At 70.1% G+C, this 25,187-nt stretch carries 25 protein-coding genes; 10 read left to right on the top strand and 15 right to left on the bottom strand.

Translation table 11 applies throughout. From position 1 onward, the window contains the following. Nucleotides 1-137: 137 nt before the first annotated feature. From KXD96_RS13975 to KXD96_RS13965, 3 genes are all read left to right on the top strand, one after another. The gene (locus KXD96_RS13975) at nt 138-1,292 is read left to right on the top strand and encodes a cupin domain-containing protein (protein WP_260745111.1); all 1,155 of its coding nucleotides are present in this window, start codon (nt 138-140) and stop codon (nt 1,290-1,292) included. Between the two features lie 122 nt (nt 1,293-1,414). Next, nucleotides 1,415-2,866, top strand: coding sequence for a PPE family protein (locus KXD96_RS13970; protein WP_260745110.1), 1,452 nt, complete (start codon nt 1,415-1,417; stop codon nt 2,864-2,866). Between the two features lie 107 nt (nt 2,867-2,973). Further along, nucleotides 2,974-3,312, top strand: coding sequence for a hemophore-related protein (locus KXD96_RS13965; RefSeq protein WP_260745369.1), 339 nt, complete (start codon nt 2,974-2,976; stop codon nt 3,310-3,312). Between the two features lie 49 nt (nt 3,313-3,361). Here KXD96_RS13965 and KXD96_RS13960 read toward each other — a convergent pair whose 3' ends face one another. The 3 genes from KXD96_RS13960 to KXD96_RS13950 are packed head-to-tail and all read right to left on the bottom strand — an operon-like array spanning nt 3,362 to nt 5,612. After that, entirely contained in the window at nt 3,362-3,823 is a 462-nt protein-coding gene (locus KXD96_RS13960) for a PH domain-containing protein (RefSeq protein ID WP_260745109.1), read from the bottom strand. Then, nucleotides 3,820-4,299: a 6,7-dimethyl-8-ribityllumazine synthase gene (gene ribH / locus KXD96_RS13955; protein WP_260745108.1), complete on the bottom strand. Its 480-nt coding sequence runs from the start codon at nt 4,297-4,299 to the stop codon at nt 3,820-3,822. The genes KXD96_RS13960 and ribH overlap by 4 nt, the downstream gene beginning before the upstream one ends. A 35-nt stretch (nt 4,300-4,334) precedes the next feature. Then, nucleotides 4,335-5,612: a bifunctional 3,4-dihydroxy-2-butanone-4-phosphate synthase/GTP cyclohydrolase II gene (locus tag KXD96_RS13950; RefSeq protein ID WP_260745107.1), complete on the bottom strand. Its 1,278-nt coding sequence runs from the start codon at nt 5,610-5,612 to the stop codon at nt 4,335-4,337. A gap of 574 nt (nt 5,613-6,186) precedes the next feature. Between KXD96_RS13950 and KXD96_RS13945 the strand changes: the two genes are divergently transcribed. Beyond that, complete coding sequence (locus KXD96_RS13945; RefSeq protein ID WP_260745106.1) at nt 6,187-6,462, top strand: hypothetical protein; 276 nt, start codon at nt 6,187-6,189, stop codon at nt 6,460-6,462. Between the two features lie 30 nt (nt 6,463-6,492). Here KXD96_RS13945 and KXD96_RS13940 read toward each other — a convergent pair whose 3' ends face one another. After that, the gene (locus tag KXD96_RS13940) at nt 6,493-7,092 is read right to left on the bottom strand and encodes a riboflavin synthase (RefSeq protein WP_260745105.1); all 600 of its coding nucleotides are present in this window, start codon (nt 7,090-7,092) and stop codon (nt 6,493-6,495) included. A gap of 129 nt (nt 7,093-7,221) precedes the next feature. Between KXD96_RS13940 and KXD96_RS13935 the strand changes: the two genes are divergently transcribed. After that, nucleotides 7,222-7,929, top strand: a complete 708-nt coding sequence (locus KXD96_RS13935) for an LppX_LprAFG lipoprotein (RefSeq protein ID WP_260745104.1) — start codon at nt 7,222-7,224, stop codon at nt 7,927-7,929. Beyond that, nucleotides 7,926-9,482: an MFS transporter gene (locus tag KXD96_RS13930; RefSeq protein ID WP_260745103.1), complete on the top strand. Its 1,557-nt coding sequence runs from the start codon at nt 7,926-7,928 to the stop codon at nt 9,480-9,482. The genes KXD96_RS13935 and KXD96_RS13930 overlap by 4 nt, the downstream gene beginning before the upstream one ends. Nucleotides 9,483-9,488: 6 nt before the next feature. Here KXD96_RS13930 and ribD read toward each other — a convergent pair whose 3' ends face one another. The 4 genes from ribD to fmt all read right to left on the bottom strand — a co-directional run bounded on the left by ribD (nt 9,489) and on the right by fmt (nt 13,601). Beyond that, the gene (gene ribD / locus KXD96_RS13925; RefSeq protein WP_260745102.1) at nt 9,489-10,511 is read right to left on the bottom strand and encodes a bifunctional diaminohydroxyphosphoribosylaminopyrimidine deaminase/5-amino-6-(5-phosphoribosylamino)uracil reductase RibD; all 1,023 of its coding nucleotides are present in this window, start codon (nt 10,509-10,511) and stop codon (nt 9,489-9,491) included. Then, on the bottom strand, nt 10,508-11,197 hold the full coding sequence (gene rpe, locus KXD96_RS13920; RefSeq protein WP_396878643.1) for a ribulose-phosphate 3-epimerase: 690 nt from the start codon (nt 11,195-11,197) through the stop codon (nt 10,508-10,510). Before rpe ends, ribD begins: the two co-directional genes overlap by 4 nt. 86 nt (nt 11,198-11,283) lie before the next feature. Then, a complete protein-coding gene (locus KXD96_RS13915) occupies nt 11,284-12,672 on the bottom strand; it encodes an RsmB/NOP family class I SAM-dependent RNA methyltransferase (protein ID WP_260745100.1) in 1,389 nt (462 codons plus the stop codon). Next, nucleotides 12,669-13,601, bottom strand: coding sequence for a methionyl-tRNA formyltransferase (gene fmt / locus KXD96_RS13910; protein WP_260745099.1), 933 nt, complete (start codon nt 13,599-13,601; stop codon nt 12,669-12,671). The genes KXD96_RS13915 and fmt overlap by 4 nt, the downstream gene beginning before the upstream one ends. Before the next feature lie 168 nt (nt 13,602-13,769). Between fmt and KXD96_RS13905 the strand changes: the two genes are divergently transcribed. Continuing rightward, nucleotides 13,770-14,582 carry a class I SAM-dependent methyltransferase gene (locus tag KXD96_RS13905; protein WP_260745098.1) on the top strand — a complete coding sequence of 271 codons (813 nt, stop codon included), beginning with the start codon at nt 13,770-13,772 and terminating at the stop codon, nt 14,580-14,582. Here KXD96_RS13905 and KXD96_RS13900 read toward each other — a convergent pair. The 3 genes from KXD96_RS13900 to KXD96_RS13890 form a co-directional block, all read right to left on the bottom strand. Continuing rightward, complete coding sequence (locus tag KXD96_RS13900; RefSeq protein WP_260745097.1) at nt 14,579-15,067, bottom strand: MarR family winged helix-turn-helix transcriptional regulator; 489 nt, start codon at nt 15,065-15,067, stop codon at nt 14,579-14,581. The genes KXD96_RS13905 and KXD96_RS13900 overlap by 4 nt on opposite strands. A 128-nt stretch (nt 15,068-15,195) precedes the next feature. Then, nucleotides 15,196-17,208 (bottom strand): primosomal protein N', encoded by a 2,013-nt coding sequence (locus KXD96_RS13895; protein ID WP_260745096.1) that lies wholly within the window; start codon nt 17,206-17,208, stop codon nt 15,196-15,198. Nucleotides 17,209-17,259: 51 nt separating this feature from the next. Beyond that, complete coding sequence (locus tag KXD96_RS13890; RefSeq protein ID WP_260745095.1) at nt 17,260-17,988, bottom strand: lysoplasmalogenase; 729 nt, start codon at nt 17,986-17,988, stop codon at nt 17,260-17,262. Here KXD96_RS13890 and KXD96_RS13885 point away from each other — a divergent pair. The 3 genes from KXD96_RS13885 to KXD96_RS13875 are packed head-to-tail and all read left to right on the top strand — an operon-like array spanning nt 17,987 to nt 21,430. Further along, the gene (locus KXD96_RS13885) at nt 17,987-18,949 is read left to right on the top strand and encodes an alpha/beta hydrolase (protein ID WP_260745094.1); all 963 of its coding nucleotides are present in this window, start codon (nt 17,987-17,989) and stop codon (nt 18,947-18,949) included. The two genes, KXD96_RS13890 and KXD96_RS13885, sit on opposite strands and share 2 nt — an antisense overlap. 21 nt (nt 18,950-18,970) lie before the next feature. Next, nucleotides 18,971-19,936 carry an alpha/beta hydrolase gene (locus KXD96_RS13880; protein ID WP_260745093.1) on the top strand — a complete coding sequence of 322 codons (966 nt, stop codon included), beginning with the start codon at nt 18,971-18,973 and terminating at the stop codon, nt 19,934-19,936. Nucleotides 19,937-19,945: 9 nt separating this feature from the next. After that, entirely contained in the window at nt 19,946-21,430 is a 1,485-nt protein-coding gene (locus KXD96_RS13875) for an NAD(P)/FAD-dependent oxidoreductase (RefSeq protein WP_260745092.1), read from the top strand. An 88-nt stretch (nt 21,431-21,518) separates the two neighbouring features. Here the strand turns inward: KXD96_RS13875 and metK are convergent, their stop codons facing one another. The 4 genes from metK to gmk form a co-directional block, all read right to left on the bottom strand. Beyond that, nucleotides 21,519-22,730 carry a methionine adenosyltransferase gene (gene metK / locus KXD96_RS13870; RefSeq protein ID WP_260745091.1) on the bottom strand — a complete coding sequence of 404 codons (1,212 nt, stop codon included), beginning with the start codon at nt 22,728-22,730 and terminating at the stop codon, nt 21,519-21,521. 98 nt (nt 22,731-22,828) lie between these two features. Then, nucleotides 22,829-24,091, bottom strand: a complete 1,263-nt coding sequence (gene coaBC / locus KXD96_RS13865) for a bifunctional phosphopantothenoylcysteine decarboxylase/phosphopantothenate--cysteine ligase CoaBC (protein ID WP_260745090.1) — start codon at nt 24,089-24,091, stop codon at nt 22,829-22,831. Nucleotides 24,092-24,110: 19 nt separating this feature from the next. Then, nucleotides 24,111-24,437, bottom strand: coding sequence for a DNA-directed RNA polymerase subunit omega (gene rpoZ / locus KXD96_RS13860; RefSeq protein WP_260745089.1), 327 nt, complete (start codon nt 24,435-24,437; stop codon nt 24,111-24,113). A 56-nt stretch (nt 24,438-24,493) separates the two neighbouring features. Then, nucleotides 24,494-25,165, bottom strand: a complete 672-nt coding sequence (gene gmk, locus KXD96_RS13855; RefSeq protein WP_260745088.1) for a guanylate kinase — start codon at nt 25,163-25,165, stop codon at nt 24,494-24,496. Between the last annotated feature and the right edge of the window lie 22 nt (nt 25,166-25,187).

Genomic DNA, 25,187 nt, shown 5'->3' with positions numbered 1-25,187 from the left:
GCTAGTGGCCCGAACCGACGCTGCCACTTGCCCGTCGGAACAACACGGGCGCGCGCGGGAGCGGCCCGTCTACTGTGAGGCCTACGGGTGGTCACGAACTTTGCAAGGGGGTCGCCGTCGAGTCCTCGCTAGCCTGGTTGCTTCGCCCCCTCTCGGTGGAAACCTTCCTCGACGAGATCTGGGGGGCGACGCGCTATCACGTCAAGCGGCGCCAGCCGGACTACTTCGATCGCCTCCTGCCCGGCCCGTCGGCCGCCGAGACGCTCCTGGAACACGTGCGCCCCGAGCCATCGGCGGTGCGGCTGGTGCGGGGTGGCGCGGACAAGGACCCCGGCACCTACCGGCTCGCCGACGGCACCCTCGACTTGGAACGGGTTCGCGGGGGCCTTGCCGATGGCTACACGATCGTCCTGAACGGCCTCGAACGGTACGTGCGCGGGATCGCGTCGCTGTCCCACTCGATCGAGGTCGAGTTGAACTACCCGACGCGGGTCAACGCCTACGTCACGCCCCCCGGGTCGAGGGGCTTCGTCCCGCACTACGACCCGCACGACGTGCTGGTCCTGCAAATCCACGGCTCCAAGACGTGGCGGTTGTCCAACGACGCGGCCGTGCCACCACACGAGATGGAACGCAGGAAGGGCGTCGGTTCGGACTGGGTCGCGCCGCCGACCGAGGTGACCCTGGAGGCCGGCGACACGCTGTACGTGCCACGCGGCCAAGTGCATTCGGCCGAAACAGACGCGGGTTCATCGGTCCATTTGACGGTCGGCATGCACGCGCCCACCGTGCTGACGCTCCTCACCCACCTGTTGCACGCGTTGAGCCTGCGGGATGACCGGGTGCACGCCCGGTTGTCGCCCCGGCACCTCGACGACGCGGGTGCGCGGGCGGGCCTGGCCGGCCTCGTGCGCGACACCCTGCGCGACCTCGAGGACCCGAGCGTCATCGCTGCGGGCCTCGACGCCATGGCAGAAGTCCTGGTCCGGCGCGGCCGATGCCCGCCGGTCGGACAGCTCTCGGAAACCGACGGGATCGACGGGCGGACCCTGGTGGCGAAACACCAACCGCTCTATTCGCGGGTGACGCAGGTGGCGGACGGTGTGGCCCTGCAGTTCGCACAGCTGTCGATGCGCGCGAGCGCCGACCACGAGGAAGCGCTGCGGTTCCTCTCGGGAAGCACTGGGCGGTTTCGCGTGGGCGATCTGCCGGGGTTGACCGCGGCGCAGCAGGCGGCGCTGGCCAGGACGCTGATCCTGAACGGGTTCCTGGTCCGGCTGTCCGACGACTGAGAGCCACCTTCGCGTTTCCGGTGAGTGCGCATTTGACTCCTTACTTACGGTTTCTTTGAGCGTAATTTTCCTCATATGCGTTCATCTGTGCCCCTGACGGCCGCCGGCGCGGGGCCACGGCGGTGAGCATGCCGATCTGGGCGGCCTTCCCTCCGGAGGTCCATTCGGCGGCGCTCTCCAGCGGCCCCGGGCCGGGATCGTTGCTCGCGGCGGCGCAGGCGTGGCAGGCGTTGAAGGCCGAATATGACTCGGCGGCCGCGGAACTCAGTTCGTTGCTGGCCGCGGTGCAGGCCGGTACCTGGCAGGGCCCCAGCGCGGAGGCGTTCGTGGCGGCCCACGTTCCCTATCTGGCCTGGCTGCTGCAGAACAGCGCCAATAGCAGCACGGCGGCCGCCGAGCAGGAGACCGTCGCCGCGGCCTACACGGCGGCGCTGTCGGCCATGCCGACCCTCACCGAACTGGAGGCCAACCACGCCCTCCACGCGCAATTGGTGGCGACCAATTTCTTTGGCGTCAACACGGTTCCGATCGCCCTCAACGAGATCGACTACCTACGGATGTGGCTGCAGGCGGCCACCGTGATGGCGATGTATGAAGCGGTGTCCGAGACCGCGCTCACCTGGACGCCGCCGGCGACCCCGCCACCGCCGATCCAGAAGACCAACGTCGCGAACCACGACGAGGGCGGAGGGCCAACGCAGTTGAGCTGGTGGGTAACTCGGGTCGAGGAGGTCGACAGGGCAATCAGCGGGGACTTGGCGCAATCGTCGTCCGATCCGTCCGGGGCGCTGACGCAGCTGGCCAGCGACCCCCTCCTGGTGACCGAGGTTCCGCACTGGGCGGGCGAATCGCTCCTGACGTTCATCCCGCAGGCGCCGCAACTGACGCAGCTGTCGTACGGCCTGATCGCTCCCTTCATTCCCCTGGCGGGTGGCGGAGGGCTCGCCGGGCTGGCCGGCCTGTCGCAACCCGTCCCCGCCGCCGCACCCGCCCTGCCCGGCGCGACAACGCCGGTCCCGTCCGGCACCGGGACGCCCGCTGCGATGGCGCCCGCCGCGTTGGCGCCCGCGGCCACCCCGGCCACGTCCCCGGCGCCAGCGCCCGCGTCCACGACCGCCCCCGCACCCGGCGCCGCCGCGCCCCCGACGCCGCCCGCCGCTACCCACAGCTTCGGTTACCCCTACGTCGTGGGCCCGCCCGGCGTGGGAACCGGCGGCGAGATGAGCACCCGCAGCCGGGCGGAGCAGAGGTCACCCCAGCCCGACAGCGTCCCGGCGGCGGCCGCCGCGGCCACGGGGGAACGGGCCCGCCGGCGCCGAAGCCCCCGGCCGGCCCAGATCGACCCGGGATACCGCTACGAATACCTCGACGAATACCTCGACGCCGGCGATCCGGCCGCCTCAACGCACGGCGCCGGGACCATCGGCTCGTCCGGCGCCGCTCGGCCGGCGCGCGCCGGGACGGCGGCCGGCCTGACCACCCTGGCCGGGGAGCATTCCCGCGCCGGTCCGACCGTGCCGATGCTGCCGAGCGACCGGACGCCCGAAACCGGCGAAAGGGCAGGTGACCAGTAAGAACGGCGACTCACCGGCGGTGCGGGCGGTTTGGACGATTCCCGATCCGGTTACCAATGACGGAGCAGACGTTACAGTGGCTGGTAATCAATGGAGGGAGTCCACAGATGTTCAAGCGCTCGTTGACCAGGCTCGCGATGGGGGTCGGCGGTCTGGCGTTGGTGTCGACCGCCGCGGCCGGGGTCGCATCCGCTGCGCCCGACTACGGCCCGATGATCCACACAACCTGCAGCTATGACCAGGCGATGCGGGCGGTCCACGCGGAAAACCCAATGGCCGCTCAGTACCTCGACCAGTCGCCGCCGAACCAGCAGTTCTTGCAGCAGTACCTGGCATCCACACCGGATCAGCGCGTGAACCTGCTGCACGCCATCGAGCACAACCAGGGCGCGCAGCAGGCTTTGCCGATCTTCCAGCAAATGATGACCGACTGTAAGAACTTCTGAGTCGTCCACCTGAAAACGGGCTATCCGTCCGAGCACGGATAGCCCGTTTTCAGCGGGTGCGCAGGTCCGGCCGGTAGCGCGCCAGCAGCGACCGGACGGTGTCCATCGCGTCGACCGCGCGTTCCTTGTCGACGGCCTGGATGGCCATCACGGGAATGTATTCATCGTCGGGCAGATCGATGCGCGCCCAGCGGTTGCCTTGCGGGAACGAGACGCCGGTAACGTCTGGCCACTCGATTAGCTTGTCGCCCAACAGGTTACGCACCGAAATCCCGGCCGGCCCGACCCGCAACCGGGGCCGGGCGAACAGCAGCACCACTCCGGCGAGCACCAGACCGAGCAGCGCCATCGCCACCTGGTCGGTGGTCCGAAAAACCACCCCGCTGGATCCGACCTTGAGCAGCAAGCCGATCGCGATGTGCACCGCGGCGATGATGAACGCCGCCCCGTAGACGAATATCGGTGTGCGGTGGGGACGCAACTCGACGTCCCATTGCTCGTGCTCAGTCACGGCCGGGCGCGCAGCTCACGCAGCGTCAGCGCCGCGGTCAGGGCCGCCCCGGCCGCCTGGGCGCCCTTGTCTTCGACCGATTCCGGAAGCCCGGCGCGATCGAGCGCCTGCTGCTCGGTGTTGGTGGTCAACACCCCGTTGGCAACGGGTGTGGACGCGTCCAGCGCGACCCGCGTCAGGCCCTGGGTCACCGCGTCGCAGACGTAGTTGAAATGGGGTGTCTCGCCCTGAATCACGACACCCAGGGCGATGACCGCGTCGTGGTTGCGGGCAAGCTCCTGCGCCACCACGGGAATCTCGATCGCGCCGAGGACGCGCACCACGGTGGGATCGTCGATGCCCGATTTGGCGGCCACCCGGCGGGCGCCCTGCAGCAGTGCTTCGCAGATCTCGCTGTGCCAGGTGCTCGCCACGATGCCGAGCCGCAGGCCGGACGCGTCGAGCGCCGGGATCTCCGGCTCCCCGCTACCGCTCACTTGCGCCGCTCACTTGCCCCACTCACTTGCGCCACTCATAGAGCCCCGCCGAATTCGCCTGGCAGATGAACCGATTCGTGAAAGTCGTCGAGCCCGGCCAGGTCATGGCCCATCCTGTCGCGCTTGGTCATCAGGTAGCGGATGTTCTCGGCGTTGGCGCGCACCGGAAGCGGCACCCGCTCGATGATGTGCAGCCCGTACCCGTCCAGGCCGACCCGCTTGGCCGGGTTGTTGGTCAGCAACCGCATCGAGCGGACCCCGAGGTCGACCAGGATCTGCGCCCCGATGCCGTAATCCCTCGCGTCGGCCGGCAATCCGAGTTTGAGGTTGGCGTCGACGGTGTCCTCGCCGGCGTCCTGCAGCTGGTAGGCCTGCAGTTTGTGCATCAGGCCGATGCCGCGGCCCTCGTGGCCGCGCATGTACAGCACGATGCCACGCCCCTCCCGCGCGACCATCGCCATCGCGGCGTCCAGTTGGGGTCCGCAATCGCAGCGACGGGAACCGAACACGTCGCCGGTCAGGCACTCGGAGTGCACGCGGACCAGCACGTCGTCGCCGTCGGCGTTCGGCCCGGCTATCTCGCCGCGAACCAGCGCGACGTGTTCGACGTCCTCATAGATGCTGGTGTAGCCGATCGCACGAAACTCACCGTGCCGAGTCGGTATACGGGCCTCGGCGATCCGCTCGATGTGCTTCTCGTGCTTGCGCCGCCACTCGATCAGGTCGGCGATGGTGATCAGCGCGAGGTCGTGCTCGTCGGCGAAAACCCGTAGCTCATCGGTCTGCGCCATCGAGCCTTCGTCCTTCTGGCTGACGATCTCGCAGATCGCGCCCGCGGGCTGCAACCCCGCCATCCGGGCCAGGTCGACGGCGGCCTCGGTGTGGCCGGGGCGGCGCAGCACGCCGCCGTCCTTGGCGCGCAACGGAACCACGTGGCCGGGGCGCGTGAAATCGTCGGCTACGCTAGCGGGATCGGCCAACAGGCGCATGGTGGTGGCCCGATCGGAGGCCGAGATCCCGGTGCCCACACCGTTTTTCGCATCGACGGTGACGGTGTAGGCGGTCCCGTGCTTGTCCTGGTTCACCGCGTACATGGGCAGCAGCCCGAGCCGGTCGCAGATCGCGCCGTCCAGCGGGACGCACAGGTACCCGGAGGTGTAACGGACCATGAACGCCACCATCTCCGGGGTCGCCTTCTCGGCGGCGAAAATCAGGTCGCCTTCGTTCTCGCGGTCCTCGTCGTCGATGACAACCACGGCCTTACCGGCCGCAATGTCGGCAACCGCCCTCTCGACGGAGTCCAACCTCGTCATCGTCGCTACCTTGCTGTCGCAGGGGTCCACAGGAAGACCCCAAGTGTTGCATTCAGTATGAACCACCGCGCGGGCCACTATTTGCGGCGGCTTTCACGCGAGATCGGCACCGCCCCGGCATAATGCCGCGCCGCGGCTATGTACATCCGGCGCGGCGAGGTGAAGGATGGCTGTCATGGCGGATCGAACCGCCAGGTTAATCGCCGCAGCGTGTGGTAGTGCCGCAGCGCTAACCCTGGCGTTCGGCGGCGTCGTCGGAGCACTCGGTGTCGGCGGCGCTGGTGTACCGCGCACACAGGCGGACCCTTCGCCGACCGTTGACCCGGCGCCCCCGGCGCCGGACGACCAATGCTGCGACCCGGTCCAACCCCAGGCCGCCGGCTGGCACTGCATAATCGGCCTGAACTGTGGGCAACTTCGCAACCGCACACGGTCGTCCACACCCGCGCCCCCCGCCCCGGGCGCCCCGCAGCAATAACCCGCCCGAGCGCTTCAGCCGGCGACCAGACTGTCGTGGCGGACCGGCGCGGCGAAACGACTCCCGATCCGGTGCTGGCAATCTACGCTGAGCGGCATGAGAATCGCAGTGAGACTGGCGGTACCGGCTGTGACCTTGACGTTTGCGGCCGGAATTGCAGCGGGTATCGCCTGCCCGCAACCGGCGAGGGCGGACGCGTGCGCCGACGTCGGCGGTCGGCATGCGAGCGTCGGTGGGTGCACCGATCCGGGGCGCTGGGGCAACTGGGTCCTTCCGGCGGACGCGATGACGGCCCCACCCCCCGACGCGCCACCGCCGTGCTACACACCGTCCGGCGAGCCGTACTGGACGCCGCCCGGCCAGCCCTGCTGACCGAACCGGCATGGGGCGCACCTCGCCGGACTAACGCGCCATCAACCGCTCGACGTATTTCGCGATCACGTCGACTTCGAGGTTTACCTGCGTGCCGATCGGGGCGCGGCCCAAGGTCGTCAGCTCCCGGGTGGTGGGGATCAGCGAGACCTCGAACCAGTCCTCCGGTCCGGCGCCGAGCCCGGAGACCGTCAGCGAAATGCCGTCGACGGTGATCGATCCCTTTTCGACGACGTAGCGGGACACCGCCGCGGGGATCTCGATCCGCACCACTTCCCAGTGCTCCGACGGCGCCCGGCCCACCACCCGGCCGGTCCCGTCCACGTGCCCCTGCACGATGTGCCCGCCGAGCCGGCTGTTGACCGCGGCGGCGCGCTCCAGGTTGACCGGGCTGCCGACCTGCAGGGCACCCAGGTTGGACCGGTTCAGGGTCTCGGCCATCACGTCGGCGGTGAACTGCCCGTCGGGTAGCAGCTCCGCGACGGTCAGGCAGACGCCGTTGACGGCGATCGAATCGCCGTGCCCGGCGTCGGAGGTCACGACGGGTCCGCGGATGGTCAGCCGTGCGGCGTCGGCCAGCACGTCGCGGCCCGTCACCTCCCCGAGTTCCTCGACAATTCCGGTGAACATCCCATCAGGTTAATCCGCCGCCGAAACGCGGCGGCCGCGCTGGTGAGCACGCCAAAGCGTCGTCGCCGGGCGGACACCACGGCGCCGCGTCCCCAAAGCCCGTCAGCGGAACCCTCTACGATGCAAGGTATGCAGACCCGCCGCCGCCTTTCGGCCGTCCTCGCATCACTGACCCTCGCCACCGCTTTGATCGCCGGCTGCTCGTCGGGCTCAAAGCAGAGCGGCGGACCGCTACCCGACGCAACGACTTTGGTCAAGCAGTCCGCCGACGCCACCAGGTCCGTCAAGAGCGTGCACCTCGTGCTGTCGATCCAGGGCAAGATCCAGGGGCTGCCCATCAAGACGCTGACCGGTGACCTCACCACGACACCGGCCACCGCCGCGTCGGGCAACGCCATGATCACCCTCGGCGGATCCGACATCGACGCCAACTTCGTGGTCGTCGACGGCAACCTGTACGCCACGCTCACGCCGAACAAGTGGAGCGACTTCGGCAAGGCGTCCGACATCTACGACGTCTCGGTGCTGCTGAACCCGGACACCGGCTTGGCCAACGCGCTGGCCAACTTCAGCAACGCCAAGGCCCAGGGCCGCGACACCATCAACGGGCAGAACACCATTCGCATCAGCGGGAACGTGTCGGCGGATGCGGTGAACAAGATCATGCCGCAGTTCAACGCGACTCAGCCGGTGCCGAGCACCGTGTGGGTTCAGGAGACCGGTGAGCACCAGCTGGTGCAGGCTAACCTGCAGAAGAGTTCGGGCAATTCCGTCCAAGTCACGTTGTCCAATTGGGGGGAGCAGGTTCAGGTCACCAAGCCCCCGGTGAGTTCATGAGTTCGCAGGCCGGGCGCCGCGTCGCGATCAGCGCCGGCAGCCTGGCGGTGCTGTTGGGCGCGCTGGACGCCTATGTCGTCGTGACGATCATGCGCGACATCATGAGCGACGTTCACATCCCGATTAACCAGCTGCAGCGCATCACCTGGATCATCACGATGTACCTGCTGGGCTACATCGCCGCCATGCCGCTGCTGGGGCGGGCGTCTGACCGGTTCGGCCGCAAGCTGGTGCTGCAGGTCAGCCTGGCCCTGTTCATGGTGGGGTCGGTGGTGACCGCGCTCGCCGGGCACTGGGGCGACTTCCACCTGCTGATCGGCGGCCGCACCATCCAGGGCGTGGCCAGCGGCGCGCTGCTGCCGGTGACGCTCGCGCTGGGCGCCGACCTGTGGGCTCAGCGCAACCGCGCCGGCGTGCTGGGCGGCATCGGCGCCGCGCAGGAACTCGGCAGCGTGCTGGGCCCGCTGTATGGGATCTTCATCGTGTACCTGTTCCACGACTGGCGCTACGTGTTCTGGATCAACGTCCCGCTGACCCTGATCGCGATGGCGATGATCCAGTTCAGCCTGCCGTCGCACGAGCGCGTGGAAGAACCCGAGCGGGTCGACCTGGTCGGTGGTGTGCTGCTCGCGGTCGCCCTCGGCCTCGCGGTCATCGGCCTGTACAACCCGCAACCCGACGGCAAGCAGATCCTGCCGAGCTACGGGCTGCCCCTGGTCATCGGGGCGGTCGTGGTGGCGGTGCTGTTCATGCTCTGGGAACGGTTCTCGCGCACCCGGCTGATCGAGCCGGCGGGGGTGCACTTCCGCCCCTTCCTGGCCGCGTTGGGCGCATCGTTGGCCGCGGGCGCGGCGCTAATGGTGACCCTGGTCGACGTGGAGCTGTTCGGCCAGGGCGTGCTGCAGATGGACCAGACGCAGGCCGCCGGGTTGCTGCTGTGGTTCTTGATCGCGCTGCCGGTCGGGGCCGTGCTGGGCGGCTGGATCGCCACCCGGGTGGGCGACCGGGTGATGACCTTCATCGGGCTGCTGATCGCGGCATACGGCTACTGGCTGATTCACTACTGGCGCCAAGATGTACTGAGCCAGAAGCACGACATTTTCGGGGTGTTCAGCGTCCCCGTGTTGCACGCCGACCTGCTGGTGGCCGGTGTGGGCCTCGGCCTGGTGATCGGGCCGCTGACCTCCGCGGCGCTGCGGGTTGTCCCGTCCGCCCAGCATGGCATTGCCTCGGCGGCCGTGGTGGTGGCCCGGATGACGGGCATGTTGATCGGTGTGGCCGCGCTCAGCGCGTGGGGCCTGTACCGGTTCAACCAGATCGTGGCGGGGTTGACGGCCGCGATACCCCCCAACGCTTCGCTATTGGAGCGGATCGCCGCGCAGGGGACGATGTACCTCAAGGCGTTCGCCATGATGTACGGCGACATCTTCAGCGCCACCGTGGTCATCTGCATCGTGGGAGCAGTGCTGGGCCTGTTCATCGGCGGCCGCAAGGAACACGCCGAGGAACCGGAAGTCGCTGAGCCGCAAAAGGTCTCGTTGGGAGAGCGCTAAGCGCTCTTAGTCGCCACGCGGCACCAGGCTGAGCACCAGATCCGGCCCGGCGCGGTCGACTCCGTCGAACTGCCAGCGCAACGCCCGCGCGATGGTGGGCACGCCGACGTCGTCGACCGCGGAAACTGGCCCGCCCAACAGCATCGGCGCGATGTAAGCCAGGATGCGGTTGACCGCCCCGGCCCGCAGGAAGGCGCCGGCGAGGGTTGGACCCCCCTCCAGCAGGACGTCGGTGCGATCCGTTAGCGCCTTGATCACCTCCATCGGATCATGCGTGCGGATCACCATGGTGCGTGAATCGTCGTTGAGAACCTTTGCCTCCGACGGTATTTCGCGTAGGCCCACCACCACGCGCAGCGGTTGCCGAGCGGCCAGCGAGCCGTCGGGCAACCGGGCGGTCAACGCCGGGTCGTCGGCCAGCACGGTGCCGGTGCCGACGACGATCGCATCGGCGGCCGCGCGGCGGCGATGCACGTCCAGCCGCGAGGCCTCGCTGGAAATCCATTGGCTGGTGCCATCGGCGGCCGCGCTGCGGCCGTCGACGCTGCTGGCGTATTTCCAGGTCACATGCGGCAGCCCGGTCCGCTGTTTGTGCAGCCACTCCCGCAGCGGCCCGCCGGCCACCTCGTCGGCCAGCACTCCGGGCGTCACCTGCACGCCGGCCTCCGTGAGCCGGGCCGCGCCACCGGCGGCGGCCGGGTTCGGGTCGGCGACGCCGTAAACCACCGCCGCCACCTTCGATTCCAGAAGGGCGTTCACGCACGGCGGGGTCTTGCCGTAGTGGTTGCAGGGCTCGAGGGTGACCACCGCCGTCCCGCCGACCGCCAGGTCGCCGGCTCGCCGCAATGCCAATACCTCGGCGTGGTCCCCACCGGCGGGTTCGGTGCCGCCGACGCCGACGACCACGCCGCCGGCGTCGAGGATGACCGCCCCCACCGGCGGGTTCGGATAGGTGGTGCCCTTGACCTGGTTGGACTGTTCGATCGCCAGGCGCATGGCCGCGTCGAGGCCGCCGTCGGGTCGATTCATCGGCGCAGGTGCGGTGACGCGGCGGCGGCCTGCCTCCGCAGCGCCTCCACGGCGGCCTCCGGGTCCTCGGCGCCGTAGACGGCCGACCCGGCGACGAAGCAGTCGACGCCGGCCTCGGCGGCCTGCTCGATGGTTTCGTCGTTGATGCCGCCGTCGATCTCGACCAGGATCCTCAGCTCTCCAGCGTCGATTAGCTTGCGCACGGCGCGGACCTTGCTCAGCACCTCGGGGATGAAGCTCTGGCCGCCGAAGCCGGGCTCGACCGACATGATGAGCAGGGTGTCGAAGTGCGGCAGGATTTCCAGGTACGGCTCCAGCGGGGTTCCCGGCTTGACACTGATCCCCGCCTTGGCGCCCGCGGCGTGGATGTCGCGCGCCACCGCGACCGGGTTGTCGGTGGCCTCGGCGTGGAAGGTGACGTTGTAGGCGCCGGCCTCGGCGTAGCCGGGCGCCCAACGGTCGGGGTCCTCGATCATCAGATGGCAGTCCATCGGGATGGTCGTGGTCGCCAGCAGGCTCTCGACCACCGGCAGCCCGATGGTCAGGTTAGGCACGAAGTGGTTGTCCATCACATCGACGTGCAGCCAGTCGGCGCCCCCCACCGCGGCCGCCTCATCGGCCAGCCGCGCGAAATCGGCGGCGAGGATGGACGGCGCGATCAGCGGCCTACCGGTGTTGCCAGGCATGTGCGCCACACTACTGAGCGTCGCGCCCCCGTTCACGCTAGGCGGCGCAGCGTGGCGGCGGCCGGGTCCGCTGAGTCGCCGCCCCGCTACCCCGCCTCGCGGCGCAGCGCGGCGGCGAACATGGCGTCGGTGCCGTGCCGATGCGGCCAGAGCTGGACGTACGGCCCGTCCCCCAGCCCGGTGACGGGCTCGAACAGCGGCCGGGCGTCCAACGCGCACACCGGGTGCCGGCGGAGCGCGTCGGCGACCACCCCGACGGTTTCGGCGAGGTGCGGCGAACAGGTCGCATAGAGCACCACACCGCCCGGCCGGGTCAGCGCGATCGCGGCGCCCAGCAGCTCGCGTTGCAGCTTGGTGAGCGCCGGCACGTCGGCCGGCTGGCGCCGCCACCGCGCCTCGGGCCGGCGCCGCAACGCGCCCAGCCCGGTGCACGGCGCGTCGACCAGCACCCGGTCGAAGGCCGGCTCGAGTCCGGTCTGGCGCCCGTCGACGCGCAGCACGTCGACCGGGAGACCGCGGGCGTTCTCGGCCACCAGGTCGGCGCGGCGCGGGGCCGGCTCCACCGCCGTGACGCGGGCCCCGGACCCGGCCGCCACCGCGGCCAGCAGCGCGGTCTTGCCGCCCGGCCCGGCGCACAGATCCAGCCACCGGCCGGTGTCGCCCTCGACCGGCGCCAGCGTCAGCGCCCGCGCGACCAGCTGGCTGCCCTCGTCCTGGACCAGGGCGGCGCCGTCGCGCACCGGCGCCAACCGCCCGGGATCCCCACCCGGCAGGTACACCGCATAGGGCGAATACCGGCCGACCGTGCCGCCGACCGCGTCGGCCAGCTCCGCGGCGGTCAGCACCCCGGGCCGGGCCGCCAGGTGCACCTGCGGCCGTTCGTCGTCGCTGGCCAGCACCGCCTCGAGCTCGTCCGCGGCCGTCCCGAGCGCGTCGGCGAAGGCCTGGGCGATCCAGCGGGGGTGGGCGTGCACGAAGGCGGCATGCCCGACCGGATCCCGCGCCGGGTCGGGCGCCAGCTCCTCGACCCAGGACTTCTCGTCCCGGGCGGCGATGGTGCGCAGCACGCCGTTGACGAAACCCGCTCGGGCCGAATCGAATTCGATACCGGCCTGTTCCACCGTGGTGGATACCGCGGCGTACGTGTCGACCCGGGTGCGTAGCAGCTGGTAAGTGCCGAGACGTAGCAGGTCGAGCAGCACCGGGTCGATGGTGTCCGGCGAGCGCCTCGCGGCGGCGCCGATCACCGCGTCGAGCAGGCCCCGGGTGCGGCAGGTGCCGTAGGTCAGCTCGGTGGCGAACGCGGCGTCGCGACCGCTGATCCCGCGTTCGCGCAGCAGGGCGGGCAGGGCCAGGTTCGCGTAGGCGTCGCGCTCGCTGACCGCGCGCAGCACGTCGAACGCGGCGGCGCGCGCGGGGTCGAGCGGCCGGCGCCGCTTGCCGCGCCCGCGGTCCGGCGGTCGGGGCGGGCTCATGTCGCCCGCGCGGCGGGGTCGAGTCGTGCGCCCCGGGCCCAGTCGACGGCATTCATGAGTTTCTTTCCGGGCGGCTGCATTTGGCCCAGCCGCACGGCTTGCGATCCGGTGCCGATCCACACGTTCTTGCGGTCGACGTGGATCGCGCCGGGCTGCAAGCCCTTTGGCGCATCCGCCTCGATGCGCACCGGGCCGAGCTTGATGCGCAGGTCGCCGATCAGCGTCCAGGCACCCGGGCTGGGTGTGACCGAGCGGATCCGGCGCTCCACGACGTGCGCCGGCAGGTCCCAGCGCACGCGGGCCTGCTGGACGGTGATCTTCGGCGCGATGCTCACCCCGTCGGCGGGCTGCGGTCGGGGCGTCAACGTCTGATCTTCGATGCCGTCCAGTGTGGTCGATAGCAGCGCCGCACCCGAAACGGCCAGCCGCTCAAGCAGTTCGCCCGCGGTGTCGGTCGGCCGGATCGTCTCGGTGACCACGCCGTAGATGGGGCCGGAGTCCAGGCTGGGTTCGATCTGGAACGTCGTCGCCCCGGTGACGGTGTCCCCGGCCGCGATCGCCGCCTGCACCGGTGCCGCCCCACGCCAGGCCGGCAGCAGCGAGAAGTGCAGGTTGATCCACCCACGCGGGGGCACCGCCAGCAGCGCCTCGCGCAGCAACGCGCCGTAGGCCACGACCGCGCAGCAGTCCGGCGCCAACTCCGACAGTTCGGCGACGAACTCGTCCGAATTCGGCCGCGCCGGTCGCAGCAGCGGGATGCCGCGGTCGAGCGCTTCGCGGGCCACCGGCGAGGGCTGCGGCTTGCCGTGCCGGCCGACGGCGGCGTCGGGCCGGGTCAGCACGGCGATCACCTCGTGACGGGGCGAGTCGATGAGCTGGCGCAGCGCGGGCAACGCGGGTTCGGGGGTGCCGGCGAAGACGAGACGCACCGGCCCAGTCTAGAAAGCCGCGGCCGCCGCCCGATCCGAAGTTGCGCATGTGTATTATTGCTACTGCTTACTATTGCTATGGAGCACTATCTGCTGTTGTGACCGCACTGCCGCGCTAAAGACAACGAGGTCGAGTGGGCAGCCCTGTCCTGTCTTGACGGAGGTCTGATGACTCTCGACACCGCGATCGGCGACGCGGCTCCCCATGGAGCGATATGGGCGCTCGGTGACTACCCCCGGATGGCCGAGGAAGTGATGGCCCCGCTGGGCCCGATCCTGGTCGAGGCCACCGGCATCGGCCCCGGCGTGCGGGTGCTCGACGTCGCCGCCGGCTCGGGCAACATCTCAATACCGGCCGCCGCGACGGGCGCCACCGTGGTTTCCAGCGACCTCACCCCCGAGCTGTTGCAGCGGTCGCAGGCCCGGGCCGCCGCACAGGGCGTGACCATCGACTACCGGGAAGCCAACGCGCACGCGCTGCCCTTCGGCGACGGCGAGTTCGACGTCGTCGTCTCCGCGATCGGCGTGCAGTTCGCATCGGACCAACAGCGGGCCGCCGACGAACTGGTCCGGGTCTGCCGGCCGGGCGGAACGATCGGCGTGATCAGCTGGACACCGGCCGGGTTCTTCGGCCGGATGCTTGCCACCATCAGGCCCTATCGGCCCAGCCTGTCGCCGGCCGTACCACCCGCCCCGCTGTGGGGGCGGGAGGGCTATGTCACCAGACTGCTCGGCGACCGCGTCGGCCCGATGACCGCGGTGCGGGGAATGCTGGAAGTGAACCGGTTCGACAGCGCCGACGCGGTGCACACCTACTTCAAGAACCACTACGGCCCGACGATCGAGGCCTACGCGAACATCGGCCACAACCGCGTGTTGGCCGCCGAGCTCGACGCCCAACTCGTCGAACTCGCCCAGCAATACCTCTCCGACGGCACCATGAATTGGGAGTACCTGCTGGTCACCGCCCAGAAGCGCTAAAGGTCGATGTCGGCGTCCAGGTGCACATCGGGCTCACCGCCGGCCGCGGTGAACGCGGTCAGGGCCCGCACCAGCCCGCGCCGCTCCGGCGGCGGCATCTTCCCCACGATGGCCGCGATCTCCGCGCGCCGGAACGAGGTGACCTGACGAACGACCTCGCGCCCCCGCTTGGTCAGCGCGGCCAGCAGCTCGCGCCGGGAGGTCGGGTGCGGGAGGCGGTCGATCAGCCCGGCCGCGACCAGCCGGTCGACCATCCGCCCGGTGGCCGATGGTTGCACCCCGAGCAGCCCGGCCAGTGTGGCCAGGTTGACCGGGCCCCGATTGGACAGGATCACCAGCGTCCGGAATTGCGAAATCGTGATGGTCTCGTCCACCTGTTCGATCGAGCGCGCCGAGATGGCAACCAGCAGGCGGGAAGCCGTCAGCAAAGCGTCGGTGATTACATCCAGCGACTCGTCCGCTGTCGTCGCGTTGTCCGTTGCCATCTGGCCCCTTCTAGGGATCGCCTCCGGCTACCGGCGGCCGGAGAACAGGAAGTGTAACAACCTTCCCAATGTCGTAGTCAGGAATTGTTTCCGATGCATACTATCGCCTCGGGCAGGATTTGGCCAGGTCATCCGATATGCAGTGGATCGATCTGTACCCGGACCGGCTCGTGGGTCTGGCGGGCGGACAGCACGCTCACGCCGCGGCGCAGCGCCGCGGCCAGCGCCAGGCCCTGCTCCCGGCGCGCGCGCACCAGCATCCTGGTCACCGGCACGTCGGCCGGGGTGCCCGCCGGGCGGCGCACGCCCGCCGGCAAATCCACGGGTCCCAGCACGTCGGCCCCCTCCGGCAGGCCGGCCTCTTCGAGCAGCGCCGCCACCGCATCGGCGGCGCCGTCCAGGGCCGCGATGTGCACGCTCGGCGGCAGGCCCAACTCCGTTCGGGCCGCCAAGTCGGCGTCGGCGTGACCCACCGGATCCCAGCGGATCAGCGATTGCACCGTGGGGATAGACGAGTCGGCCACCGCCAGCACGACTCCGCCGTCGCCGCGGGCACGCACGAGCGCCGCGGCGGTCATCCAGCGCCACAACGCGTCCTCGGCGGCACGCAGGTCCTGCCGTCCGAGCAGCGCCCAGGTGTCCAACAACAACGCCGCCCCGTAGCCGCCCGACGCGACCGGTTCCGCCCCCGGGGTGGCCACCACCAGGGCCGGGCCGGCGGCGACCTCCGGCACGACGCCGTCACCCGACGAGGTGATCACCGCGGTACCGGGAAATGCACGCCCGAGCTCCTCGGCGGTGCGGCGCGCCCCCACGACGACGGCGCGCACCGCGTCCGACCCGCAGCGCGCGCACCGCCGCGTCGGGTCGATTCGCCCGCACCACCGGCAGACCAGCGCCTGGCCGCCCTCCTGCGACGGCTCGGCTAGTGAGAGGGGGCCCGTGCAGTGCCGGCACCGGGCGATGGTGCGGCAGCGCGCGCAGGCCAGCGACGGGACATACCCGCGCCGCGGCACCTGCACCAGCACCGGCGCCCCGGCCTGCAGCGACGAACGGGCGGCGCGCAGCGCGATCGACGGGATGCGCGCGGTGCGCGCGGCCGGGTCGCGTTCGTCCGCGTAGCCGGTGTCGTCGAGGGCGACCACGCGCGGCGTGCGGGCGCGCACCACCGCCCGGGCCGCGACGATGTCGTGCGCCCATCCGCTGCGCACCAACGCCTGCGCCTCGGCGGTGCGCGCGTACCCCGCGATCAGCGCGGCGCACCGCGCCTGATGCGCGCGCAGCATCGCCACCTCCCGCGCGTGCGGGTACGGTGCCCGGGGCTCGGCCAGGCTGTCGTCGGCGTCGGCCCACACCATGACGAGGCCCAAATCGCTCAGCGGCGCGAAAACCGCGCTGCGAGTGCCCATTACCAGCCGCGCATGACCGCGCAGCGCGGCAAGCCACCGGCGATAGCGAGCGGCCGGCCCGAGTCCGGCCGCAAGCGCCACCACACCGTTCTCGTCGATCCGCGCGGTCGCGGCCCGCCACAAGGTGTCCAGGTCGCGCTGGTCGGGCACGATCGCCAGGGCCGTCCGCCCGGCGCGGATGGTCTGCGCGGCGGCCTCGGCGAATCGGTCCGCCCACGACTCCCCCGGCAGGGCCTGCCAGACGGCCCGCGCGGCCCGAGACTCGGCCAGAGCGTCCAGGAACTGGGCACCCCGCCCGTACGCCTCCCACGCGGACGGATCGACGGGCGCGGGCACCGGCAGCCGCAGGACGGCCGTCGGTTCCGCCTCCACCCGGGCGTGCCGGGGCGGCACCGCCAGGCGCAGCACGTCCGGCCGGGTTCCGGCGTAGCGCGCCGCCACCGCGTCGACCAACCGACGTATCTCGGGGGTCAGCACCGGTTCGGGCGACACGACGCGGTCCAGCCAACCGAGTTGCCCCTGATGGTCGGTGTCGTTGCGGCGCTCCAGCACGAACGCGTCGACCAGCCGCCCGTGAAACCGCACCCGCACCCGCACACCCGGGTGGGCATCGTCGGACTGCTCGGCCGACACTAGATAGTCGAACTCGCGGTCCAGGTGCGGCACCGAGAGCATCGGCAGCACCCGGGCGATGGGTTCGACCTGGACATGGGTGCGCGCGGGGGTGCTCAAATCGGCCTCATGCGCCGAAATACGTTGCTGTTCAATGCCTTAACGTCCGGGTCAGCTTTCGGCCGGCCCTGGCTGGTCCACCGGTGCCTCACGACCGAAGAAGAACCCGGCTGTCATCAGGATCAGCGCCGCGGCGTACAACCACCAGATCGGCACGGCCAGCGCCTCGTTGCCGAGGATGAAGCGGCCGATGGCGATCAGGGAATCGGACGCCGCGAAACATGCCGCCCCCACCGCCGTCCAGATCGTGGGCAGCTGCGCCACCAGGGCGGCGCACACCATCGCGGTCAGCACCAGGATGTAGGCCGTCACCGGGAGCGTCAGCTTGTCCAGGTGCGGCCAGAACCAGACCAGCAGCGCGATGGTGGCCACACACATCGCGACCACGGCGGCGATGCGCGGCCTCGAGGGGCGCCTCGCCGCCAGGGGCAGCAGCGCGCCCAGGAAACACAAGTGCGCCAACAGGAATGCACCCAGGCCCACGACGAAGGACTGGGACCACCACGGGATCGCCAGCGCCCAGTCGCCGATGGCCGACAGCAGCAGCGCCGGCATCAGCCATCGCCGCTCGCGGACGACGGCGTGGCCCACCGCGGCGGCCGTCAGCAACAACGCCATCGACGCCTTGAACAGCGGCTGCAACGCCCAATGCCCGGTGAGCTCGGTGCCCGGCGGTGAGCCCAAAGCCAGCACCGTCAGGTACACGCCGTAGCCCAGGGCGGCCCAGCCGGCCACCACCCAGCCGCCGAGCACCAGACGAGGTGCGTACGGTACCTCCATGCCCAGCTTGGACAACACAGCCGACGAAAAGCCCGGTATCGACCCCATCCTGCAGAAGGTACTGGATGCGGTTCCCTTCCGGCTATCCACCGACGACGGCGTCGATGCGGCGCGGCAGCGGTTCCGCGACCTGCCCCGCCGGCCGCTGCATCCCGAGCTGCGCGTCGAGGACCGGGCCATCCCCGGACCGGCCGGGTCGATCGGCATCCGGATCTATTGGCCGCCAATAGATTCCGACAGCGCCGCGCCGCCCGTCGTGCTGTATTTTCACGGCGGCGGCTTCGTCGTGGGCGACCTCGACAGCTATGACGGGACGGCTCGCCAACACGCGGTCGGCGCCGACGCGATCGTGGTGTCCGTCGACTATCGGTTGGCGCCGGAGCACCCCTACCCCGCCGCCGTCGAAGACGCTTGGGCCGCAACGCTTTGGGCCGCCGAGCACGCCGACGCGCTGGGCGGTGACCCGAACCGGGTCGCCGTGGCCGGCGATTCGGCCGGCGGAACCATCAGCGCCGTGATGGCACAGCGCGCACGCGATCAAGGCGCACCGCTCATCGCGTTTCAGCTGTTGTGGTATCCCTCCACGATGTGGGACGCCTCCCTGCCGTCCTTCACCGAGAATGCCGGCGCGCCGATCCTCGACGTCAAGGCCGTCGCCGAGTTCTCCCGTTGGTACGCAGGCGAAGTCGACTTGTCCGCCCCGCCGCCGGGTATGGCGCCCGGGCGGGCCCAAGACGTGTCCAACCTGCCGCCCGCCTACATCGCCGTCGCGGGTTACGACCCGCTGCGCGACGACGGCATCCGGTACGGCGAACGGCTGGCCGCGGCCGGCGTGACCGTCGAGGTGCACAACGCCGAGACCCTGGTGCACGGCTACCTCGGCTACGGGGGCGTGGTGCCCGCGGCGACCGCCGCGATGGAACGCGGCCTGAGGGCTCTGCGAACCGGGCTGCGCGGGTGAATCCGGGCGTACGGTGAATCCATGACCGAGCCCAATTTCGCCCGACCGGGCATCGATCCCACATTCAAGGCGTTGCTCGACGCCTTCCCGATGACCTTCAACGCAGCCGACGGCGTGGAGGTCGCGCGCTCGCGGCTGCGGCTGCTCAAGGTGCCGCCCGAAATGCTGCCCGACCTGCGATTCGAGGACCGCACGATCGGTCACGGCGACATCGCCGACGTTCCCGTGCGGATCTACTGGCCGCCCCTGGAGCCGGCGGAGGCGTCGCCCGTCGTCGTCTTCTACCACGGCGGCGGTTTCTGCCTCGGCGGCCTGGACACCCACGACCCCCTCGCCCGCGCGCACGCCGTGGGCGCCGAGGCCATCGTGGTGTCCGTCGACTACCGGCTGGCCCCCGAACACCCGTTCCCGGCCGGGGTCAACGACGCCTGGGCGGCCTTGCAGTGGGTCGCCGAGCACGCCGCGGAGCTGGGCGGCGACCCGAACCGGATCGCCGTCGCGGGTGACTCAGCCGGCGGCAACCTGGCCGCCGTGATGGCGCACCTGGCCAACGAGAACGCCGGGCCCGAGCTCAGGTTCCAGCTGCTGTGGTATCCGGTCGTGACCGCCGACCTGTCGCTGCCGTCCTTCATCGAGAACGCCGACGCGCCCATCCTGGACCGCGACGTGATCGACGCCTTTCTGTCCTGGTATCTGCCCGACATCGACATCAGCGACCCGGGCGCCCTGCCGGTCACCCTCGCGCCGGCGAATGCGACGGATCTGTCCGGCTTGCCGCCCGCCTACATCGGGACCGCCGAACATGATCCGCTGCGCGACGACGGGGCCCGCTATGCCGAGCTGCTGGACGCCGCCGGTGTGCCCGCGGAATTGAGCAACGAGCCCACGCTGGTGCACGGCTACGCCAGCTTCGCTCTGGTGATACCCGCGGCCGCCGACGCCACCGACCGCGGGCTGGCCGCGCTGAAGAAGGCGCTTCACGCCTAGGGGGAACCGATGAACAGCACTCCGGACTACCACACGCTGATCGTGGGTGCCGGCTTCTCGGGGATCGGCGCCGCCATCAAGCTCGACGACGCCGGACTGTCCGACTATCTCGTCGTCGAGGCGGGCGACGGGGTCGGCGGGACGTGGCACTGGAACACCTATCCCGGTATCGCCGTGGACATCCCGTCGTTCTCCTACCAGTTCTCCTTCGAGCAGAGCCCGGACTGGTCGCGAACGTACGCGCGGGGCGGCGAGCTGAAGGCGTACGCCGAGCACTGCGTGGACAAATACGGCCTCCGATCGCGAATCCGGTTGAACACCAAGGTGCAATCGGCTGAGTTCGACGACGAGCAGTCCCTGTGGCGGGTGCAGACCGACCCGGGCGGCACGGTCACAGCCCGGTTCCTGATCAGCGCCTGCGGCGTGCTCACCGTCCCCAAACTGCCCGACATCGACGGCGTGGACGCCTTCGGCGGCGTCACGATGCACACCGCGCGCTGGGACCACGACCAGGACCTGAGCGGCAAGCGCGTCGCGATCATTGGCACCGGCGCCTCGGCCGTGCAAGTCATCCCCGAAATCGCGCCGATCGTCAAGCAGCTCACCGTTTTTCAGCGCACCCCGATCTGGTGCTTCCCCAAGCTGGACGTCGCGTTGCCCGCGCCGGCCCGCTGGGCGATGCGGATTCCCGGCGGCAAGATCGTGCAACGGCTACTCAGCCAGGCCTTCGTCGAGGTCACCTTCCCGATCTCCGCGCACTACTTCACGGTCATGCCGCTGGCCAAGAGGATGAAGAAGGCGGGACTGGCCTATCTGCGCAAACAGGTGCACGACCCGAGGGTGCGCGAACAACTCACCCCGCGCTACGCGGTCGGCTGCAAACGCCCCGGCTTTCACAACGAGTATCTGGCCACCTTCAACCGCGACAACGTGCGACTGGTCACCGAGCCGATCGCCAAGATCACGCCCACGGCGGTGGCCACCACCGACGGCGAAAACCACGAGGTCGACGTCCTGATCCTGGCCACCGGTTTCAAGGTGATGGACCCCGACGACGTCCCGACGTTTGCGGTCACCGGCAGCGGCGGCAAGTCCTTGAGCCGGTTCTGGGACGAGCACCGGTTGCAGGCCTACGAGGGCGTCAGCATTCCCGATTTCCCCAACCTGTTCACGGTTTTCGGCCCGTACGGCTACGTCGGCTCGTCGTATTTCGCGCTGATCGAGACGCAGACTCACCACATCGTGCGGTGCCTCAAACGCGCCGAGCGCAAAGGCGCGACGCGCGTCGAGGTCACCGAGGAAGCCAACGACCGGTATTTCGCCGAGATGATGCGCAAGCGGCACCGGCGGATCTTCTGGCAGGACAGTTGCCGGCTGGCCAACAGCTACTACTTCGACAAGAACGGCGACGTGCCGCTGCGCCCCGCCACCACGGTGGAGGCCTACTGGCGCAGCCGGCGCTTCGACCTGGACGACTACCGATTCACCGGTTAGTTGGCGCGAGCAGACGCAAAATCCCCCGACGGACCGGCGCGTCGGGGGATTTTGCGTCTGCTCGGTCTGCTCGGTCTGCTCGGCGGGATTAGACCGCGCGCTTGAGGTCGTCGACCTTGTTCAGCTGCTCCCACGGCAACTCGATGTCGGTGCGCCCGAAGTGACCGTAGGCGGCGGTCTGCGCGTAGATCGGGCGCAGCAGGTCCAGGTCGCGGATGATGGCGCCGGGCCGCAGGTCGAACACCTCCGGGACGATCTTCTCGATCTTGACCGGGTCGACCGTGGCAGTGCCGAAGGTCTCCACGAACAGGCCGACGGGGGCGGCCTTGCCGATGGCGTAGGCCACCTGCACCTCCACCCGCTGCGCCAGCCCGGCGGCGACGATGTTTTTTGCCACCCAGCGCATCGCGTAGGCCGCCGACCGGTCCACCTTGGACGGATCCTTGCCGGAGAAGGCGCCGCCGCCGTGGCGGGCCCATCCCCCGTAGGTGTCGACGATGATCTTGCGGCCGGTCAGCCCGGCGTCGCCCATCGGGCCGCCGAGCACGAACTTGCCGGTCGGGTTGATCAGCAGCCGCGTCGACGAGGTGTCCAGCGTGCCGTGCGCGAGGTCGTTGAGCACGGTGTTGAGCACCTTTTCCCGGATGTCGGGTGTGAGCGTGTTGTCCAGGTCGACGTCGGCCGCGTGCTGGGTGGAGATCACCACGGTGTCGAGCCGGACCGGGACGTCGTCCTCGTATTCGATGGTGACCTGCGTCTTGCCGTCGGGACGGAGGTAGGGCAGCACGCCGTTCTTGCGCACCTCGGTCAGCCGCCGCGACAGGCGGTGGGCCAGCGCGATGGGCAGCGGCATCAGTTCGGGGGTGTCGTTGATCGCGTAGCCGAACATCAGCCCCTGGTCGCCGGCGCCCTGCGCGTCCAGCGGGTCCTGCTCGCCCTCGACGCGCGCCTCGTAGGCGGTGTCCACGCCCTGGGCGATGTCGGGCGACTGGGCACCGATGCCGATGTTCACCCCGCACGACGCCCCGTCGAAGCCCTTATCCGAGGAGTCGTAGCCGATGTCGAGGATGCGCGCGCGCACCGTGTTGGTGATGTCGGCGAACGCCTCCTTCGCCGTCGTCGTCACCTCACCGACGACGTGCACCTGACCGGTGGTGACCAGCGTCTCGACCGCGACACGTGAGCGGGGGTCCTGCGCCAGCAGGGCGTCGAGGACCGAGTCGCTGATCGCGTCACAGATCTTGTCGGGATGTCCCTCAGTCACCGACTCACTGGTAAACAGGCGACCCTTTTGGCTCACAGTCTCAATTCCTTCCGAATAGTTAGTAAACCGAATTTTATCGGCTGGCATCGGGCCGGCCGGCACCCGGCCCGGCGCCGCGGGGAAACCGAACCGGATTAGCCGCCGCCGTGCAGGAACGCGGCGATCGCATCCACGATACGACTGGCCATCAGCGTCTTGGAGCCGTGCTGCAGCGCGGACTCGGTGCCGTCGGACGCGAGCAGCCACCCGTCGTTGCTGTCCACCTCGAACGCCCTGCCGTCGCCCACCGCGTTGACCACCAACAGGTCACACCCCTTGCGGCGCAACTTATCCCGGGCGTGAAACAGGACATCGCCGTTGCTGTCGCCCGTTTCCGCGGCGAACCCGACGATGGCCCGCATGTTGGGCAGCTCGCCGCTGGCGCGCGCCCGCACCGCGCCGGCCAGTACGTCGTCGTTGCGCACCAGCTCGATGGCCGGTGGCCCGTCCTGGTCGTTCGGGCCCTTCTTGATCTTGGCGGCGGAAACCCGAGCGGGGCGGAAGTCGGCGACCGCCGCGGCCATCACCAGCACATCGGCCGCGGGGGCGTGCTTGGCCACCGCGTCGCCGAGCTGCTGCGCGGAGCTGACATGGACCACCTCGACGCCGGCCGGGTCGATCAGCCCCGCGGTGTGCCCGGCAATCAGCGTCACCTCGGCGCCGCGCTGGGCGGCGACGCGGGCCACCGCGTAGCCCTGCTTGCCGGAACTGCGGTTGCCGATGAAGCGCACCGGGTCGATCGGTTCGCGGGTGCCGCCGGCGGTCACCAGCATCTTGCAGCCGGCGAGGTCGTAGGGAAGCGCGTCGTGGCGTTCCAGCAGCAGCTGGGCCAGGGTGGTGATCTCCTCGGCCTCGGGCAGCCGGCCGGAGCCGCTGTCGGCGCCGGTGAGCCGGCCGAACGCCGGTTCCAGCACCACCGCGCCGCGGCGCCGCAGGGTGGCCACGTTGTCGACGGTGGCCGGGTGCAACCACATCTCGGTGTGCATCGCCGGCGCGAACAGCACCGGACATCTCGCCGTGAGCAGGGTCGCGGTCAGCAGGTCGTCGGCGCGGCCGTGCACCGCCCGGGCCAGCAGATCCGCGGTGGCCGGCGCGACCACAACCAGGTCGGCCTTCTGGCCGAGCTGGACGTGCGGCACCGCCGGGACGTTCTCGAATATCCCGGTGTGCACGGGCTGGCCGGAGAGCGCCTCGAACGTGGCGGCGCCGACGAACCGCAGCGCGGATTCGGTGGGGATGACCCGGACCAGGTGGCCGGCCTCGGAGAGCTGGCGAACGACCGTGCACGCCTTGTAGGCGGCTATGCCACCGGAGACGCCGACGATGACATTTTTCGCGACCCGATCGCGGTCGTTCACAGCGCCGGCCCCTGCCCTGTTACTCGCCCTCGGTGTGCTCGAGCAGGTCGGCGTGGATTTCGCGGAGCGCGATCGACAGCGGCTTCTCCTGAAGTCCCGGCTCGACCAGCGGCCCAACGTATTCGAGGATGCCCTCGCCGAGCTGGTTGTAGTAGTCGTTGATCTGGCGGGCCCGCTTGGCCGCGTAGATCACCAGGGCGTATTTGCTCGACACGCGGTCCAGCAGCTCGTCGATGGGCGGGTTGGTGATGCCCAGCGGGGTGTCGTAGGCGCCGTGCCCTCCCGCCGATGGGTCGAACCGGTCGGGGACGGCGGCCAACGCCGCGTCGGACTGCGGAATAGTCACTGAGGTCAATCTCCCTGGCGGATTAGAGCGGCTGGTACCGCTGGCAATTCGGATGCTCAATCTGGATTCGATGTGGTCTGGCTTTCGGTCTGGCCAGCCGGGTCGTGCCGAGCCGGCGCAGTTCCCACCAGCAAGGATACCAATTCGGCGCACGCAGACTCCAATTGCGTGTTGACCACGACCTCGTCGAAGTCGTCCTGGGCCGCCATTTCGACGCGGGCGGTCTCCAGGCGACGCTGCATGGCCTCCGGCGTTTCGGTGCCCCGGCCGACGAGCCTGGCCTGCAGGTCCTGCCAACTGGGTGGCGCGAGAAACACGGTGATGGCCTCGGGCATCGCCCTCTTGACCGCCCTGGCGCCGGCCAGGTCGACCTCGATGAGCACGGGTTTCCCGGCGGCTGTGGCGGTTCGCACCGGCTCGGCCAGGGTGCCCGATCGGTGCAGCCCGCCGTGGATGTCGGCCCACTCCAGCAGCGCGCCGTCGTCGATGAGCTGCTGGAAGCGGGCGGGGCTGACGAAGTGGTAGTCGACACCGTCGACCTCGCCCGGCCGTGGCGCCCGCGTCGTCGCCGACACGCTGAAATGCAGGTCCGGAATCCGCTCGCGCAGGCACCGGACCACTGTCGACTTGCCGACCGCGGAGGGACCGGACAGCACGACGACACGCCCCTTACCTGGTGGTGCGGGACGCGTCCCGTGCTCGACGTCCGGTCCCCCGCCAGCGCTCACTGGCACTCCTGGGCCGGTGCGC

Origin of the sequence: Mycobacterium sp. SMC-2, assembly GCF_025263485.1 — a bacterium.
GTDB lineage: Bacteria > Actinomycetota > Actinomycetes > Mycobacteriales > Mycobacteriaceae > Mycobacterium.
This window is presented reverse-complemented; position numbering and strand designations above follow the sequence as displayed.

What these genes read in the sequence shown, in the direction of transcription:
- KXD96_RS13965 (WP_260745369.1), top strand. Translation starts at nt 2,974, where the DNA reads ATGTTCAAGCGCTCGTTGACCAGGCTCGCGATGGGGGTCGGCGGTCTG.
- KXD96_RS13950 (WP_260745107.1), bottom strand. Translation starts at nt 5,612, where the DNA reads ATGACGAGGTTGGACTCCGTCGAGAGGGCGGTTGCCGACATTGCGGCC.
- KXD96_RS13945 (WP_260745106.1), top strand. Translation starts at nt 6,187, where the DNA reads ATGAGAATCGCAGTGAGACTGGCGGTACCGGCTGTGACCTTGACGTTT.
- KXD96_RS13940 (WP_260745105.1), bottom strand. Translation starts at nt 7,092, where the DNA reads ATGTTCACCGGAATTGTCGAGGAACTCGGGGAGGTGACGGGCCGCGAC.
- KXD96_RS13935 (WP_260745104.1), top strand. Translation starts at nt 7,222, where the DNA reads ATGCAGACCCGCCGCCGCCTTTCGGCCGTCCTCGCATCACTGACCCTC.
- KXD96_RS13930 (WP_260745103.1), top strand. Translation starts at nt 7,926, where the DNA reads ATGAGTTCGCAGGCCGGGCGCCGCGTCGCGATCAGCGCCGGCAGCCTG.
- ribD (WP_260745102.1), bottom strand. Translation starts at nt 10,511, where the DNA reads ATGAATCGACCCGACGGCGGCCTCGACGCGGCCATGCGCCTGGCGATC.
- rpe (WP_396878643.1), bottom strand. Translation starts at nt 11,197, where the DNA reads ATGCCTGGCAACACCGGTAGGCCGCTGATCGCGCCGTCCATCCTCGCC.
- KXD96_RS13915 (WP_260745100.1), bottom strand. Translation starts at nt 12,672, where the DNA reads ATGAGCCCGCCCCGACCGCCGGACCGCGGGCGCGGCAAGCGGCGCCGG.
- KXD96_RS13905 (WP_260745098.1), top strand. Translation starts at nt 13,770, where the DNA reads ATGACTCTCGACACCGCGATCGGCGACGCGGCTCCCCATGGAGCGATA.
- KXD96_RS13900 (WP_260745097.1), bottom strand. Translation starts at nt 15,067, where the DNA reads ATGGCAACGGACAACGCGACGACAGCGGACGAGTCGCTGGATGTAATC.
- KXD96_RS13885 (WP_260745094.1), top strand. Translation starts at nt 17,987, where the DNA reads ATGCCCAGCTTGGACAACACAGCCGACGAAAAGCCCGGTATCGACCCC.
- KXD96_RS13890 (WP_260745095.1), bottom strand. Translation starts at nt 17,988, where the DNA reads ATGGAGGTACCGTACGCACCTCGTCTGGTGCTCGGCGGCTGGGTGGTG.
- KXD96_RS13880 (WP_260745093.1), top strand. Translation starts at nt 18,971, where the DNA reads ATGACCGAGCCCAATTTCGCCCGACCGGGCATCGATCCCACATTCAAG.
- KXD96_RS13875 (WP_260745092.1), top strand. Translation starts at nt 19,946, where the DNA reads ATGAACAGCACTCCGGACTACCACACGCTGATCGTGGGTGCCGGCTTC.